This window comes from Streptomyces sp. NPDC102270, from assembly GCF_044766405.1.
Classification (GTDB): domain Bacteria; phylum Actinomycetota; class Actinomycetes; order Streptomycetales; family Streptomycetaceae; genus Streptomyces.
Genome location: NZ_JBIWLX010000024.1, coordinates 133,580 through 148,348, shown reverse-complemented (window position 1 = coordinate 148,348; position 14,769 = coordinate 133,580). Strand labels below are relative to the sequence as shown.

13 protein-coding genes are annotated in these 14,769 nt (G+C 70.7%); 4 read left to right on the top strand and 9 right to left on the bottom strand.

Annotated features, from left to right (window positions below):
* The first annotated feature begins 134 nt into the window (after window positions 1–134).
* Window positions 135–2,399 carry an MMPL family transporter gene (locus tag ACIRP7_RS39445; protein WP_403669886.1) on the top strand — a complete coding sequence of 755 codons (2,265 nt, stop codon included), beginning with the start codon at window positions 135–137 and terminating at the stop codon, window positions 2,397–2,399.
* Window positions 2,400–2,471: 72 nt separating this feature from the next.
* Here ACIRP7_RS39445 and mgt read toward each other — a convergent pair whose 3' ends face one another.
* The 4 genes from mgt to ACIRP7_RS39425 all read right to left on the bottom strand — a co-directional run bounded on the left by mgt (window position 2,472) and on the right by ACIRP7_RS39425 (window position 6,796).
* Window positions 2,472–3,665 (bottom strand): macrolide-inactivating glycosyltransferase, encoded by a 1,194-nt coding sequence (gene mgt / locus ACIRP7_RS39440; RefSeq protein ID WP_403669884.1) that lies wholly within the window; start codon window positions 3,663–3,665, stop codon window positions 2,472–2,474.
* An 85-nt stretch (window positions 3,666–3,750) separates the two neighbouring features.
* Window positions 3,751–5,031, bottom strand: coding sequence for an ABC transporter substrate-binding protein (locus ACIRP7_RS39435; protein ID WP_403669881.1), 1,281 nt, complete (start codon window positions 5,029–5,031; stop codon window positions 3,751–3,753).
* Window positions 5,031–5,864 carry a carbohydrate ABC transporter permease gene (locus tag ACIRP7_RS39430; RefSeq protein ID WP_403669878.1) on the bottom strand — a complete coding sequence of 278 codons (834 nt, stop codon included), beginning with the start codon at window positions 5,862–5,864 and terminating at the stop codon, window positions 5,031–5,033. The genes ACIRP7_RS39435 and ACIRP7_RS39430 overlap by 1 nt, the downstream gene beginning before the upstream one ends.
* On the bottom strand, window positions 5,861–6,796 hold the full coding sequence (locus ACIRP7_RS39425) for a carbohydrate ABC transporter permease (RefSeq protein ID WP_403669875.1): 936 nt from the start codon (window positions 6,794–6,796) through the stop codon (window positions 5,861–5,863). Before ACIRP7_RS39425 ends, ACIRP7_RS39430 begins: the two co-directional genes overlap by 4 nt.
* A 213-nt stretch (window positions 6,797–7,009) precedes the next feature.
* Here ACIRP7_RS39425 and ACIRP7_RS39420 point away from each other — a divergent pair, with 213 nt between their 5' ends.
* On the top strand, window positions 7,010–7,864 hold the full coding sequence (locus ACIRP7_RS39420; protein ID WP_403669873.1) for a phosphotransferase enzyme family protein: 855 nt from the start codon (window positions 7,010–7,012) through the stop codon (window positions 7,862–7,864).
* Here ACIRP7_RS39420 and ACIRP7_RS39415 read toward each other — a convergent pair whose 3' ends face one another.
* Window positions 7,865–8,827 (bottom strand): LysR family transcriptional regulator, encoded by a 963-nt coding sequence (locus tag ACIRP7_RS39415; protein WP_403669870.1) that lies wholly within the window; start codon window positions 8,825–8,827, stop codon window positions 7,865–7,867.
* 80 nt (window positions 8,828–8,907) lie between these two features.
* Here ACIRP7_RS39415 and ACIRP7_RS39410 point away from each other — a divergent pair, with 80 nt between their 5' ends.
* Window positions 8,908–9,888 (top strand): DMT family transporter, encoded by a 981-nt coding sequence (locus tag ACIRP7_RS39410; protein WP_403669867.1) that lies wholly within the window; start codon window positions 8,908–8,910, stop codon window positions 9,886–9,888.
* Entirely contained in the window at window positions 9,840–10,355 is a 516-nt protein-coding gene (locus tag ACIRP7_RS39405; protein WP_403669864.1) for a YbaK/EbsC family protein, read from the top strand. The genes ACIRP7_RS39410 and ACIRP7_RS39405 overlap by 49 nt, the downstream gene beginning before the upstream one ends.
* Window positions 10,356–10,372: 17 nt before the next feature.
* On the opposite strand, the gene ACIRP7_RS39400 is transcribed toward ACIRP7_RS39405, so the two are convergent.
* The 4 genes from ACIRP7_RS39400 to ACIRP7_RS39385 form a co-directional block, all read right to left on the bottom strand.
* On the bottom strand, window positions 10,373–11,095 hold the full coding sequence (locus ACIRP7_RS39400) for a 3'-5' exonuclease (RefSeq protein ID WP_403669861.1): 723 nt from the start codon (window positions 11,093–11,095) through the stop codon (window positions 10,373–10,375).
* A gap of 109 nt (window positions 11,096–11,204) precedes the next feature.
* Window positions 11,205–12,449: an SAV2148 family HEPN domain-containing protein gene (locus ACIRP7_RS39395; RefSeq protein ID WP_403669975.1), complete on the bottom strand. Its 1,245-nt coding sequence runs from the start codon at window positions 12,447–12,449 to the stop codon at window positions 11,205–11,207.
* A gap of 102 nt (window positions 12,450–12,551) precedes the next feature.
* The gene (locus ACIRP7_RS39390) at window positions 12,552–13,871 is read right to left on the bottom strand and encodes a copper amine oxidase (protein WP_403669859.1); all 1,320 of its coding nucleotides are present in this window, start codon (window positions 13,869–13,871) and stop codon (window positions 12,552–12,554) included.
* A 57-nt stretch (window positions 13,872–13,928) separates the two neighbouring features.
* Window positions 13,929–14,747, bottom strand: coding sequence for a Tat pathway signal sequence domain protein (locus ACIRP7_RS39385; protein WP_403669856.1), 819 nt, complete (start codon window positions 14,745–14,747; stop codon window positions 13,929–13,931).
* Window positions 14,748–14,769: the final 22 nt, after the last annotated feature.

Sequence of the window (14,769 nt, the reverse complement as noted above, 5' to 3'; positions counted from 1 at the left end):
CGGTCCCTTGGGAGGAGCCTGTAGGCCCCGCACCTCACCGGACAGCACGACGAGACGGGTTTATCCGGCTCATACCTTCTAAGTGAAAGGTGGCGGCAGGCGGCTGCCACCGCTCACAAGGGGGCAAGCCCGTCATGGGGAACGGAGACGCAAGGGTGCGTGGCCTGGCCGCCCGGGCCGGCGGCTGGAGCGCACGGCACCGATGGGCTGCCGTCGGTATCTGGGTGCTGTTCGTCGTCCTGGCGATGGGACTCGGCTCGGCGGCGGGCCGGGTCGACGTCAAGGACAGCGACCAGCTCAAGGGCGAGACCCACACCGCCGCGAAGATCATCGAGGACGCCGGGATCGACGAGCCGGCCAGTGAGACGGTGCTGATCCAGGCGAAGGACGCCGGTGGCAAGGCGACCGACGCCGACTTCAAGGCGGCCGTCACCGCGGTCGTGAAGGCCGTCGAGGGCACCGGCAAGGTCACCGACGTGACCTCGCCGTACGACACGAACACGATCTCCAAGGACGGCCGCAGCGCGCTCGTGCGGTTCGACATGCGCGGTGAGGCGGACACCGCCGGGGACCGGGTCGAGCCGGTGCTTGAGGCCGTCGAGGGGGTGCAGAAGGAGCACGGGTCGCTGCGGATCGAGGAGATCGGCGGCGCCAGCATGATGAAGACGTTCGACGACGCGTTCGGCGACGACTTCCAGAAGGCCGAGCTCTCCGCCGTACCGGTGGCCCTCGGCATCCTGCTCATCGCGTTCGGCGCGCTGGTCGCGGCGCTGCTGCCGGTGGCCCTCGCGGTCACCGCGATCATGGCGACGATGGGCCTGATGGGCGTCGTCAGCCATGTCATGCCGATGAGCGACACCGCCAACTCGGTGATGCTCCTGGTCGGCCTGGCCGTGGGCGTCGACTACTGCCTGTTCTATCTGCGCCGTGAGCGCGAGGAGCGGCAGGCCGGACGGGACGCCCAGACCGCCCTTCGCATCGCCGCCGCCACCAGTGGCCGCGCGATCATCGTCTCGGGTGTGACGGTGTGCGTGGCCATGGCAGGCATGCTGTTCACCGGGCTCGCCGAGTTCGAGGCGATGGGCCTGGCCTCGCTGATGGTCGTGGCGGTCGCCATGGTCGGTTCCGTGACCGTGCTGCCCGCGCTGCTCTCACTGCTGGGCGGGCGGGTCGAGAAGGGCAGGATCCCCTTCCTGCACCCGGAGAGCCGGCTGCGCCGCAAGCGGGGCGTCAACCCGGAGAGCCGGTTCTGGACCGCCGTACTGAAGGGCGTGCTCGCCAAGCCCGTCATCTCGGTCGTGGTCGCGGCCGGCGCGCTGCTCGCCATCGCGGCGCCCGCGCTCGGCATGAAGACCCAGAACCTCACGCTGGACCAGGAGTTCGGCGACTCGCTGCCGATCGTGCAGACGTACAACCGGGTCAACGACGCCTTCCCCGGCGGCTCGGAGCCGGCCGAGGTGGTCGTCAGGGCGGCCGACATCAACGCCCCCGAAGTCACCGGCGCGCTGGCCGACTTCAAGGCGAAGGCGATCTCCTCGGGCGCCTCGCGCGGCCCGGTCGAGATCAAGCTGCACGACGCGCAGAACCTCGCCTTCGTGTACGTCCCGCTGGTGGGCGGCTCCGACCTGGACAAGGCCGGCCGGAGCCTGGACACACTGCGCGACGAGGTGCGTCCGGCCACCCTCGGCAAGGTCGACGGTGTCGAGGCACCGATCACCGGACAGGTCGCCGGTTCCAAGGACTTCAACGACCAACTGGCCGGAGCGGTCGTCCCGGTGTTCGCGTTCGTCGTGGTCTTCGCCTTCGTGCTGATGCTGCTGTCGTTCCGCTCGCTGACGGTCGCGATCACCTCGATCGTGCTCAACCTGCTGTCGGTGGGCGCCGCCTACGGCATCCTCGTCGCGGTCTTCCAGCACGGCTGGGGCGCCTCGCTGGTGGGCGCGGAGGGCGTCGGCGCCATCATCACCTGGCTGCCGCTGTTCCTCTTCGTGATCCTGTTCGGCCTGTCGATGGACTACCACGTGTTCGTGGTCTCGCGGATCCGCGAGGCGCACCTGCGGGGCCGCAGCACGAAGGACGCGATCCAGCACGGCGTGGTCACCACGGCCGGCGTCGTCACCAGTGCCGCCGTCATCATGGTCGCCGTGTTCGCGATCTTCGGGACGCTGTCCATGCAGTCGATGAAGCAGATGGGCGTGGGTCTCGCGGCCGCGGTGCTCATCGACGCGACGATCATCCGGGGCGTGCTGCTCCCGGCGGTCATGGCGCTGCTCGGCGAGCGCAACTGGTACCTGCCGAAGTGGCTGCACCGGCTGCCCGACCTCACTCACGACGAGGCCGTGGACGCGGTGGCCGCCCCCACGGCGCGGGACGACGAGGGTGAGCCGCTGAGGGTCTGAGCCCTGGGCGACAGGGCTGAACCCCCTTCTACCGAGGGTCCGTTGGCAACCGGGGTGCCAACGGGCCCTCACTCATGCGCGCAGTTCCGCCTCGATGAGATCGGCGGCCCTGCGCGTGCCGCCCTCCTGGGCCATCGCCGCCTGGATCTCCTTGAGCCTGCGGGCCACCTCCGGGTCGTCGACGAGCGCGAGGGCGGCCTCCCGCAGCGCCTCGGCGGTCGCGTCCTGCGTGTCGATCCGGCGGGCGACCCCGAGGCCCTGGAGCATGTCGGCGTTGCCGAACTGGTCCACGGCCTGCGGTACGGCGATCATCGGCGTGCCGGTCGCCAGTCCCTCCTGGCTGCCGCCCGCGCCGGCGTGCGTGACGAACAGGTCGGCCTGCCTGAGGACCGCCAACTGCGGTATCCAGGAACGCACTTCGACGTTGTCCGGTACGGCGCCCAGCTCGGCCGGGTCCACGTGCCTGCCGATCTGGAGCACGAGGTGCCAGCCGGGGAGGTCCCCGAAGGCCCGGACGCATTCCCGGTAGAAGTCGGGCCGCTTGGTGAAGGAGGAGCCGAGGGAGACCAGTGCGACCTTCTCGGCCCCGGCCGGCCGCTGCCACTCTCCCTGGGAGCCGCGGTCCCCCTGGCAGGCGCCGACGAAGGTGTACACGCTCTCGTCGACCCGGTCGGCGTTCGGCTGGAGCGCCCTGGGGATCAGGACGAGGGAGCGGTCGGGGCGGCCGGCGAAGGGGTCAGGGTGCAGGTCGATCCCGTTGGTCCGCAGCCATTTCTGGAACCGGGCGTAGTAGGCCTGTCCTCGTTCGGTGCTCTTCGGCCCGGCCCACATCGGCTCGGCGACCTCCTCCTCGTAGCCCTCCCAGGCGACCAGGTTCGGCGAGAGGGAGATCGCGGGCACGCCCCAGCGGTGGGCGAGGACGCGGGCCGGGTAGGCGGTGATGTCGTGCAGGACGAGGTCCGGTGCGTCGCCGTCGTACGCCTGGGCGAGCTGCGGCAGGGCCTGCATCGCGTCGGCGAGGAAGAGTTCCACGTGGTCGAGGAGTTCGGTGCCCCAGGCCGACGGGTCGTCGTCGGGACCGGGCAGGGTCGAGTTCCACGGCTTCACCTCGGCGCCGGTCTCGGCGACCTTCTCGGCGAAGAGGGGCGGAACGGCGTACGTGACGCGGTGCCCGCGCGCCACGAGCTCGCGGATCACTTCCAGGCTGGGGTTCACGTGGCCGTGGGCGGCGATGGAGAACATGGCGATGTGCGAGCGAGGGGTCATGGGAGCGAGGCTAAACGAGACGATACGTATCGTGCAATGTGATTACTGAGCGGCATCGCGGTCGCCGGCCGACGACCGCGATGCCTCAGCGCTGGTAGCGGGCCAGCACCAGGTTGCCGTCGTCCTCCAGGCGTTCGCGCAGCTCACCGAGGCCGATGGCACCGCTGTAGTACTCCTGGAAGGCCGGCGTGGCGACCTTGTCCTTCCACTCCGGGTAGCCGCGGACGGACTGTGCGGGAGCCGTGGTGAGGTGGGAGGCGAGGGCCGTGCCGGTGGCCCAGCCGTCCTTGGTGGGGTGCAGGGCCGGATCGGCGAGCGCCCGCGTCCCCGTGGGCAGCATCCAGTCTCCCAGCGCGAGCCGGACCATGTTCTTCGGCCGGAGCAGGAAGGCGATGAACTCGGCGGCCTCCTTCTTGTGCGGGCTGTCCTCGGCGACGGACAGGGTCTGCGGGCTGACGCCCTGGGTGAGCCCGTCGGCGCCGGCCGGGGCGGGCAGCACCTGCCACCGGAAGCCCTTCGGCGCCTGCTGCGCGATCTGCTGACGGTAGGAGAACCCGAGCGGCACCATCGCGTACTTGCCGCCGAAGAAGCCGGGCAGCGTGTCGGAGCCGCCGCTGCCGAGCGTGGTGGGCGAGGCGCTGTGGTCGGTGTTCGCCTGGTCGTGGATGGTACGGGGCACCGTCTCGTCGGCCTTCTCGAAGCGGACGGTGACCTTTCCGTCGGCGCCCCGGTGGAAGAGCTGTCCGCCCGCCGACAGCGACAGGTTGAGGGTCGCGGAGACGGGCTCCTTGAGCGGCCAGGCCACGCCGTACCTGCCGGCACCGCTGAGCTGCCCGGTGATCCGCCGGAACTCCGGCCAGGTCCAGGGGTGTTCGGGGGTGGGGATCCGGACGCCGGACTCCTTCAGCCAGTCGGCGTTGGCGACGAGGACGCGGGGCTCCTGGAGGAAGGGCACGCCGTAGACGCCGTCGCCGAAGGTGGCGGTCTGCCAACTCCGTTGCGGGATGTCCGACTTCAGCCGCTCGGGCAGCAGGCCCTTGAGATCGGCGAGGTAGCCGCCGTAGGCGAAGTCCGCGAGGTCGTCGGAGGCGTCGTGGATGATGTCGGGCGCCTCACCGCCCTCGAACGAGGTGAGCAACTGGTCGTGGACGCTGCCCCAACTCCCCTGTACGTACTCGACCTTGACGCCGGGGTGGGTCGCGTTCCACTCCTTCACGAGGGCCTTGTTGGCCTCGACGGACTCCTCCTGCCAGGCGAGGGACTGGAAGCGCAAGGTGATACGGCCCCCCTCGTCCTCGGGCGTGCCCGTGCCGGTGCATCCCGCCAGGAGCAGGACGAGGACTCCCACGATCCAACGTGCGCGCATCAGCTCTTCACCGCCCCGGCCAACATGCCTCCCGTGATACGGCGTTGGATGATCGCGAAGATGATCAGCGAGGGAAGGGTGGCGAGGAAGGCGGCCGCCGCCAGCGGGCCGAGGTCGGCGACTCCCTCCGCTCCGATGAAGTGGGTGAGGACGACCGGCAGGGTCTGTTTGTCCGCGGTCTTCAGCAGCACCAGCGCGAAGAAGAACTCGTTCCACGCGGTGATGAACGCGAACAGTGCCGTCGCCACGATCCCCGGCGCGAGCAACGGCGCCGTCACCGACACCAGGGTCCGCAGGCGCCCGGCCCCGTCGACGGCCGCCGCCTCCTCCAGCTCGGTCGGCACGGCACGGACGTATCCGACGAGCATCCACAGCGCGAACGGCAGCGCCCACACCACGTACACCAGCACCAGCCCCATCAGGGAGTTGATCAGCCGCAGGTTCTTCAGCACCAGGAACAGCGGGATGATCACCAGCACGAGCGGGAACGCCTGGCTGACCACCACCCAGCCCGTGGCGGCCTTCGCGAGCCGGGTGCGGTGGCGGGCCATGACATAGGCGAGCGGGGTCGCGATCAGTACGGCGATCACCGCGGCGGCGAGCGCGGCGAGCAGGGAGTTTCCAGCGGCACGCAGCAGGGGCTGTTCGTCGAAGGCCTGGCGGAAGTTGTCGAGGGTGGGGTCCCGGGGGATCCAGGTCGGGTGCAGACTGCCCAGTTCCCGCGGGGACTTGAAGGCGGTGGAGACCAGCCAGAGGAAGGGGAAGGCGAGGAAGACGAGATAGGCGAGGAGGGCGGCGTACTGGCCGACGCGGCCTGAGGTGCTGGTCCTCACGTGTCGTCACCTCCCTTGAGGCGGCCCATGAGGAACAGGGTGAGCAGGACGGAGACGACGGCCACCATCACGAGCCCCATCGCGGCCGCGTAGCCGAACTGGCCGTAGCGGAAGGCCTCTTCGTAGGCGAAGAGCATGGGCAGGCGGGTGCGGCCGCCTGGTCCGCCGCTGGTCAGCACGTACACCAGGGCGAACGAGTTGAAGTTCCAGATGAAGTTGAGCGCGGTGATCGCGAGCGCGACCGGTCTGAGGGCGGGCCAGGTGACCGTGCGGAATCGTCGCCAGGCGCCCGCGCCGTCCATCGCGGCCGCCTCGTGGAGTTCGCGCGGGGTGTTCTGGAGGCCGGCGAGCAGAGTGACCGTCGTCTGCGGCATCCCGGCCCAGACGCCGACGACGATCACGGCGGGCAGGGCCGTGGACAGGCCGCTGAGCCAGTCCCGGCCGTCGCCGAGACCGAGGGTGCGCAGGGTCTCGTTGAGGACACCGGCGTCCGGGTTGTAGACCAGGCGCCACATGACACCGACGACGACCTCGGGCATGGCCCAGGGGATGATCGCGAGGGCGCGGGCGAGCCAGCGCAGCTTGAGGTCCTGGTCGAGCAGCAGGGCGAGGCCGAGCGCCAGCAGGAACTGCGGGACGGTCACGCCGACCGCCCAGACCAGGCCGATCCGGAACGACTCCCAGAACAGCGTGTCGTGCAGCAGGTCCTGGAAGTTGAGGCCGCCGATCCACTGGGTGGCCCGGGTCCGGCCCGACTGGGCGTCGGTGAAGGCCAGCAGGATCCCGTACAGCAGCGGCCCCACACTCAGCACCAGGATCGGGATCAGCGCGGGCAGCACCAGGAACCAGGCCGCGCGGTCGGTCGGGCGACGGTCTCCCTCGGCGCGCGGTGCGCCCTGCGCCGACCGCTCCTTCGCGGTCACCAAGGTCACGTCATCGGCTCCTTCGCACGGCTCGTGACGATCCGGCCCTCCTGGCCTGGGACCCCGTCATGGTCGTGAAGGGGGTATGCGCCGTCAAGGCAGCGCGCACACGGGCCCACCTGTGGGAATGCGAGACTGACCGGGGCGTTGGCGCGAAGTCGACGCCGTTCGCGGTGGCACTGCACAGGCATGCGGGACATGTCAGGACCGGGAGGCCGGACGATGGACGAGGCACGGGCACGGGACGTACTGGTCGCGGCGGGGTTGCCTGCGGGGTCGGCGCAGCTGCTCGCCCTGGGTGAGAACGCCGTGTTCGCCGCCGGTGACCTGGTCGTCAAGGTGGGGCGCGACGCCGAGCTCCTCGACCGGGCACGCCGGGAACTGGACATCGCCGTGTGGCTCGCGGAGGCGGAGGTGCCGGCGGTGCGGGCGGCCGAGCCGAAGGCGCGGTTGGTCGAGGGACATCCGGTGACGTTGTGGCACCGGCTTCCGGACGCCGTACGGCCCGCCCAGGCGCGCGATTTGGCCGAACTGCTGCGGGTGGTGCACGCGCTGCCCGCGCCGTCCTTCGCCCTGCCTCCCCGTGAGCTGCTGGGGGGTGTCGAGCGGTGGCTGCGGCTCGCGGGGGATGCGATCTCTTCCGCCGACGCCGAGTATCTGCGACAGCGGCGGGACGGCTTCGCGGGGGCGGCGGCCGCGGTCACGCCCCACCTGGAGCCGGGGCCGATCCACGGGGACGCGCTTCCCCGCAATGTGCACGTCGGTCCGTCCGGGCCCGTCCTTGTCGACCTGGAGACCTTCTCCTCGGATCTGCGGGAGCACGATCTGGTGGTCATGGTGCTGTCCCGGGACCGGTACGGGTTGCCTGCGGCGGCCTATGACTCCTTCACCGCCGCGTACGGGTGGGATGTGCGGGAGTGGGAGGGCTGCTCGGTGCTTCGGGGGGCTCGGGAGACGGCCAGCTGTGCGTGGGTGGCTCAGCATGCGCCGTCGAATCCCAAGGCGTTGGCCGAGTTCGAGCGCAGGGTTGCCTCGTTGCGGGACGGCGATGAGGAAGTGCGCTGGTACGCGTTCTGATCAATGGGCGGCTGCGGGTCCGTCGTGGCTGGTCGCGCCGTTCCCCGCACCCCTGTGTGGGTCATCTCCGCCCTGGATTGTTCGTGCCGCGCTGCGCAGCTCCGCAAGGACCGTGCGCACCGCTCTCCTCGCCGTCCTCTCCGGGCGGTAGAGGGCGTCGACGTGACGTCTCGCCTGGACGCCGCTCAAGGGTCTGAGCGCCAGGGCCGGATGCCGGCGCATCGTCCAGCGGGGCATCAACGCCAGGCCGCCGCCCGCCGCGACCGCCTCGGCCGCCACCGAGAACTCGTTGATGCGGTGGGCCAGGTGCAGGCGCCGGCCCGCGGCCGCCGCGATCGCCTCGATGGTGGCCACGATCGGGAAGCCGTCGTGGGCGGTGATCCAGGGCTCGCCCGCCACGTCCGCCGGGGTCACCCGGCGTCCGGCCGCCAGCGGGTGGTCGGCGGGCATGGCCACGTCCAGTGGTTCCCGCAGGAGCGTGGTGGCCGTCACCGTGGGCGGCCAGGCAGGGGCGTGGTCGAGGCGATGGGCCAGGACGATGTCGTACGTGCGGGTCAGGCGCGGGAAGTCCTCCTGCGGTACGTCCTCGTCGGCCAGCCTCGGGACGGGGGTGCCGGGGTCGGCGAGGGCCCGCAGCAGCAGGGGGAAGAAGGCCGCGCCCGCGCTGTGGAAGGCGGCCACCGAGACCTCGCCGTCGGGCCGGTCAACGAACTCCTGGACCGTGTGCCGGGCGCGGGCCAGCGCCGTTTCCACCTCGATCGCGGCGCCCGCCAGGGCCTGCCCGGCGTCCGTGAGCACCAGCCGTCTGCCGTCGCGCTCGGTCAGCGGCACCTTGACCGAACGCTGCAACAGCCTCAGCTGCTGCGAGATCGCCGACGGGGTCACCAGCAGCGCGTCGGCGACGGCGGTGACGCTGCCCAGTTCGCCGAGTTCCCGCAGGATCCGCAGCTGTCGTTCGTCCATCTCGACAGTGTAGGAGTACTAAAAGATCGTTTAAGGAACTGGCTCTGGGCTTCAGGGACAGCTCGGTGCAGGGTGGGAGGGTGTCCGACGCCCGCCGTACCGACCTGGTACTTCTGCTGGTCGCGATCGTCTGGGGTTCGAGTTATCTCTCCGCCCAGACCGCGACGTCCGCTCTCCCCGTCCTGCTGGTGCTCTTCGCCCGCTACGCCCTGTCCGCGCTCGCCTGCCTGGGAGTCGTCGTCTTCCCCGGGCGAGGTCCGCGCCGGTGGACCCGCGAGGAACTGCGGGCAGGGCTGCCCCTGGGTCTCACCCAGGCCGCGGTCCTGATCGTCGAGACGTACGGCGTCGCCCACACCAGCGCCGCCAACGCGGGGCTGATCATCAGCCTGACCATCGTCCTCACCCCCCTCCTCGACCGCACCGGACACCGGGGCGGCCTGCCGCCCGTGTTCTACGCCGCCGCCGGTGTCTGCGTGCTGGCCGTCGGGATCCTCATGGCGGGCAACGGCTTTCACGCGCCCCGCCTCGGCGACCTGCTGATGCTGGGTGCCGCGGTCGTACGGGCCGGTCATGTCGCACTCGTCGGCCGGCTCACCGCGGGCCGGGCGATACGGCCGCTGCACCTCACGACCGTGCAGACCCTCGTCGGCACGGTCCTGTTCCTCCCTCTGGCCGCGCGCGACCTTCCGACCCTGGTCCACGCGGACTCGGCGACCTGGGCGCAGCTGCTCTATCTCGCCCTGTTCTGCAGTGTGTTCGCCTTCCTCGCCCAGACCTGGGCGGTGCAGCGCACCTCGGCCAGCCGGGCCAGTCTGCTGCTCGGCACCGAGCCGATCTGGGCCGCGGCGGCGGGAGTCGCCCTGGGCGGGGAGCACTTCACCGCACTGACCGGGCTCGGGGCGGTCATGATGATCACCGGCACCTACTGGGGGCAGTCTGTGGAACGCGCCCACCGCGCAACCGCCTCGTCCCGCACCGAAGTTGAGCCCACGCCCACCGAAGAGGACACCCGATGCCGGACGACGACGCCTACGAGCCGTACGACACCTACGACCGTCTGATCACCCTGCTCGACTCCTCCTCCATCGACCACCGGTTGATCGACCACGCGCCCGAGGGCACCACGGACGCCGTGTGCGCGCTGCGCGGGCACCCTGCCTCGGAGGCGGCGAAGTGCATCGTGCTGCGGGTCAAGGTGGACCGCCGGACGACCCGGCATGTCCTCGCGGTCGTTCCCGGGGACCGGCGGGTGGACCTGGACGCGATCCGGACGCTGTTCGCCGCGCGCTATGTCGGGTTCAGCGAGGCGGAGACCGCCGAGCGGCTGGCCCGGGCGATCCCCGGCACGGTCCTGCCGTTCAGCTTCGACCCCGAACTGGAGCTCATCGCCGACCCGGACGTAGTCAAGCGGCCCCGGCTCTACTTCAACGCCGCCCGACTCGACCGGTCGCTGTGCCTGTCGGGGGCCGACTACGAACGATTGGCAAAACCCCGGGTGGAGCCCATCGCGGGTCCGCAGCCGGAGTGACGCCGTCGACGCCCCCGTCACACCGTCTCGTCCGCCGGCTCACGCAATGGCCACGCGCCGTCGATCACCGCTGTCTCGTCGCCCTTGCGGCGCAGGAAGCTCTGGAAGTCCGCCGCCCATTCCGCGTACCACTCGATCTGACGGCGGTGCAGGTCGGCCGGGCCGAGGGCCGCAACCTTGGGGTGGCGCGCGGCTATCGCGCAGGCCAGCCGGGCCGCGGCGAGGGCGTCGGCGCCGGCGTCGTGGGCGGTGTCGAGGGCGATGCCGTACTCCGTGCAGACCGCTTCGAGGTTGCGCTTGCCGCGGCGGTAGCGGTCCACCGAGCGGTCGATGGTGTACGGGTCGATCACCGGTGCGGGGTCAAGGCCGCCCAGGCGCTCACGCAGGGACGGCAGGCCGTAGCGGCGCAGTTCGGCGGAGAGGAGGCTCAGGTCGAAGGCGGCGTTGTAGGCGACGACCGGGACGCCTGTCTTCCAGTAGGTCGCGAGGACGTCCGCGATGGCGTCGGCGACCTGGTCCGCGGGGCGGCCCTCGGCGCTCGCCCGCTCGCTGCTGATGCCGTGCACCGCCACCGCTTCCGCCGGGATCTCCATGCCCGGGTCCGCCAGCCACTCCCGGCGCCCCATGGGCTGCCCGTCCCTGACCTCGATCACGGCCCCCGTGACGATGCGCGCCTCGCGCGGATCGGTGCCGGTGGTTTCCAGGTCGAAGCCGATCAGCAGCTCTCGGTGCCAGCCCATGGGCGGTCCCCCTTCTTGGTGGTGCTTTCCCCCAGTGATCCCCACCTTCCCATGTGCCACTGACAATCAGAGGACCGCGTTCCGCTTGACGCCCTGCACCACGGGACGTTCAGGACACCGGCCGCGAATCCACCCAGTTCGTCTCGAACTCCTCGCGGTAGGTCGGGAAGAGGCCGCTGTCGTCCACGTCGCCCGCCTTGACCACCCGGTTGCCGCTGCGCAGTACGAGAACCGGTGCCTCCATGCCCCGCGACCGGCGCAGATAGGACTGCACGACCGCGATGCCGTCGGAGCCGTCGCCGTCCACGAGGTAGGCAGAGAAGCGCGGGGTGTCGTCGTAGACCTGGATCTGGAAGGCGCCCGGGTCGCGCAGCTTGGACCGGACCCGGCGCATGTGCAGGATGTTCATCTCGACGGCGCGGCTCAACTCACCGCGCTTCATGCCCAGCTCCCGCTCGCGCCGCTTGACCGCGCTGGAGGCGGGGTTCAGGAACAGCAGCCGCGCCCGGCACCCGGCCTCGGCCAGGCGCACCAGACGGCGCCCCGAGAAGTTCTGCACGAGGAGGTCGAGGCCGATACCGACGGCGTCGAGGCGACGGGCGCCGCCGAAGATGTCCTCGGCGGGGAACTGGCGCAGCAGCCGCACCCGGTCGGGGTGTACGGCGACCACGTCGGCGTACCGGTCGCCGACCAGGTCCTCGACCGCGTCGACGGGCAGCCGGCGGGCGGACGGCACGTCACCGCCGGTGCCGAGTATCTCCAGCAGCTTGGCGGCGGCGCGCTCGGCCTGGCCGAGGACCGCCTCGGACAGGGCCCGGTTGCGGGAGACGACGTTACGGGTCACCTCCAGCTCGTCCAGGGCCAGTTCGACGTCCCGGCGGTCGTCGAAGTAGGGCTCGAAGCACGGCCAGTGCTGCACCATCAGCTCGCGCAGCTGGGGCAGGGTGAGGAAGCTGAGGACGTTGTCGTCGGCGGGGTCGAGCAAGTAACCCTTGCGGCGGCTGACTTCGCGGACCGCGACCGCGCGCTGGACCCACTCCTGTCCGGCGGGTCCGGCGGCCGCGACCACCCAGTCGTCGTGGCCGTGGACGGGTTCGTAGATGGGACGCAGAACAGCGGCCACGACGGCCCGCAGCCGCTGTTCGACGAGGTTCAGCCAGATGTAGGCCCGGCCGGCCCGCTGTGCGCGCGTACGTACCTCGCGCCAGGCGTCGGCGTCCCAGTCCAGCTCCGGCCCGATCGTCGCTCCCGCGTCCATCGGCCGTGCCAGGGACACCGTGCCGGGCGGGGCGTCTGCGGAGTCCCCCTCGTGACCCTCGTCACCAGGGGGCAACTCCAGCCCTCCCGAGCCCACCCGCGCACCGCCTTCCGCTCCCCCGAGCACTCCCCTTGCCAACGATCAAGGAAGGGTACTCCGGTAGCGGTCGGCGGTGCAGCCGGATGGACAGGGTCTTTCTCAACTACCGAATTCCCAGTGTCCGTTCTGCCCGGCGAGCTCGGCCGGAGTGAGCGGATTCATAGCCGTGACGTCCCTGGGGGCGATGGAGAATCCCTGCCAGTGGACCGGCATGGGCTGCTGGTCCTCGTCCCGGGCGATGTGGTGGAAGCCCACGTTCATCCAGACCACCGGGTGGGTGAGGGTCTGTCCGTTGACCCACTTGTCGACGGACGTGCCCGCTCCGGCACCGCAGTCGGCGGTGTTGTTGCTGGCGAACTGCTCGCACGGGTTGTACTCGGTGAAGTACACGTCGTGCTTGGTGAAGCTGCGGCCCGGGTATTTGGTGGTCGGGCCGGGGACGATCTCGTACGACCGCTGGTGCCAGTCCTTGTTCTTGCCGGCCGCGCTGACCATGCGCCACCAGCGGTAGCTCTTGGAGTCGCCGGCGAGTTCCTTGGTGACCGGGGTGCGGGTGGTCTTGACGGTCGCGGCCTGCTGGCCCTGGGCGGCCGCGGTGACCGTCGAGTCGTACTGCTCGACCCGGTTCTTGGAAGAGCCGTCGAGGGCGAAGTCCAGGCGCCAGAAGGCGTTGTGGCTGTGGCTGGTGGCCTGGGCGCGGGGGCCCTTGCCGATGGGCCAGCCGCGGCCGTCCCCGGCGTCGTAGTCCTCGTAGGAGAGGCTGCCGGTCGCGCCGAGGTTCATGGTGATGGTGCCGTCGTCCTGGAAGCGCCACTCGGTCATGTACTCGTACCAGCCGACCTGGTTGACCGAGTAGACGAGCAGGTCCTTGCCCTGGGCCTGGTAGACCTTGTTGGCGCTGTCGCCCTGCATGCGGTAGGCGTGGCCGCGCGAACGGGTCGTGGTGCACAGGCCGTTGACGTCCGAGTTGTCCGGGTCCCAGGAGTCGGGGACCTTGACGCTCTTGATGGTGCCGCCGGGGCACTCGCCCGGGTCCAGGTTCATCAGGCCCTGGGCGAAGCCGAAGCCCGTCAGGTCGTCGTACTCGACGCTGCCGTCGTCGTAGGGGACGTGGATCTGGCCGAGCCGGGCGCTGTTGAGGACCTTGATCGGCGCGGCCTCGCCCTTGGGCTGGTAGGAAATGTTCTCCAGGACGAGGCCGGCCTTGCTGTCGTAGCGCCAGCACATCCGCCAGGTCGTGCCGCTGGAGAGCTTCTGCTCGATCTTGTAGGCGGTGCTGCACTCCGCCGCGGCCGCGGCGGCGGCCTTCGGCTGGGCTGCGGCCGGTCCCGCACCGGTGGTGACACCAGCGGCCAGCGCGGCCACGGACACGCCGAGGGCCGCGTGCCTGCGCGCGCGGCTGATTCTGTTGACACGCATGAAGAGATGACTCCCTTGCGGAAGGACAAGGTGGGAAAAGCGGACGAAGAGGGTGGATCAGCTGTCGAGCTTGGCGACCTTGCGGGCGCTCAGATCGATCACGAAGGACCTGGCGTCGATCCAGGGACCGTTCTTCACCTTCGGGAACAGCCGCACACAGCGGTGCTCACCGCACTTGTCGAGCACGGCCGGCTGCCCGCCCGGGACGGCCCGGTACACGGCGCCGGTCAGCAGCAGCTGATTCGGGTCGGTGAGTTCCTTGTCGGTGGCGTCCTTGTAGTCGGCCTTCAGGTCCGCGCCGAGCGGGTCGGCGATCAGAAGGCTCGCGGCCTCCGCGTACTCGGCACTGCTCAGCGGCGGCTGGACGCCGTGCTGGGTGCCGGTCGCGACGACCTTGCCGCTGTCGAGGTCGACGGTCCTGGTGACGAGGGTGTCGTCCCGGTAGTCGTAGAACGTCACGTCCGCGCGGCGGGGCGCGTTCGGGTCGTCCAGTTCGCCGACCTTGGGGTCGGCGAGGTCCACGGTGAGCCGCTCGGGGCCGCGGTCGCCCTCGACGTCCTCGCCGGCGTTGAGCAGCTGCGGGTTCACGGCGATCTGCTCGACCCGCTGGATCTCGTCGTCGGTGAGCGGGTCGCGGCCCTTGCCCTTCGCGCCCTCGGCGGCCGGCGCCTTTTCGACCACCCCGGGAGCGACCGCCCCGTCCGCACCCTGTCCCGCCTGCGCCGCGGACTGCCCAGAGGCCGCCTTGCCGCCCCCCGCGTCGTCCGCCCCCGCCGTGCCCGGCAGAGTGATCCCGACCATCACGGCGGTCCCGGCCACCGCGATGGCCGCACCTGCCACCACCTTCCCGAGGTGGCGGTGCACTATCTTGCGCACATCTTCCCCCTACTCCCCGGGC

Excerpts from the sequence above, each read along its gene's own strand:
- ACIRP7_RS39445 (WP_403669886.1), top strand. The coding sequence starts at position 135 with ATGGGGAACGGAGACGCAAGGGTGCGTGGCCTGGCCGCCCGGGCCGGC.
- mgt (WP_403669884.1), bottom strand. The coding sequence starts at position 3,665 with ATGACCCCTCGCTCGCACATCGCCATGTTCTCCATCGCCGCCCACGGC.
- ACIRP7_RS39435 (WP_403669881.1), bottom strand. The coding sequence starts at position 5,031 with ATGCGCGCACGTTGGATCGTGGGAGTCCTCGTCCTGCTCCTGGCGGGA.
- ACIRP7_RS39420 (WP_403669873.1), top strand. The coding sequence starts at position 7,010 with ATGGACGAGGCACGGGCACGGGACGTACTGGTCGCGGCGGGGTTGCCT.
- ACIRP7_RS39415 (WP_403669870.1), bottom strand. The coding sequence starts at position 8,827 with ATGGACGAACGACAGCTGCGGATCCTGCGGGAACTCGGCGAACTGGGC.
- ACIRP7_RS39405 (WP_403669864.1), top strand. The coding sequence starts at position 9,840 with ATGCCGGACGACGACGCCTACGAGCCGTACGACACCTACGACCGTCTG.
- ACIRP7_RS39400 (WP_403669861.1), bottom strand. The coding sequence starts at position 11,095 with ATGGGCTGGCACCGAGAGCTGCTGATCGGCTTCGACCTGGAAACCACC.
- ACIRP7_RS39390 (WP_403669859.1), bottom strand. The coding sequence starts at position 13,871 with ATGCGTGTCAACAGAATCAGCCGCGCGCGCAGGCACGCGGCCCTCGGC.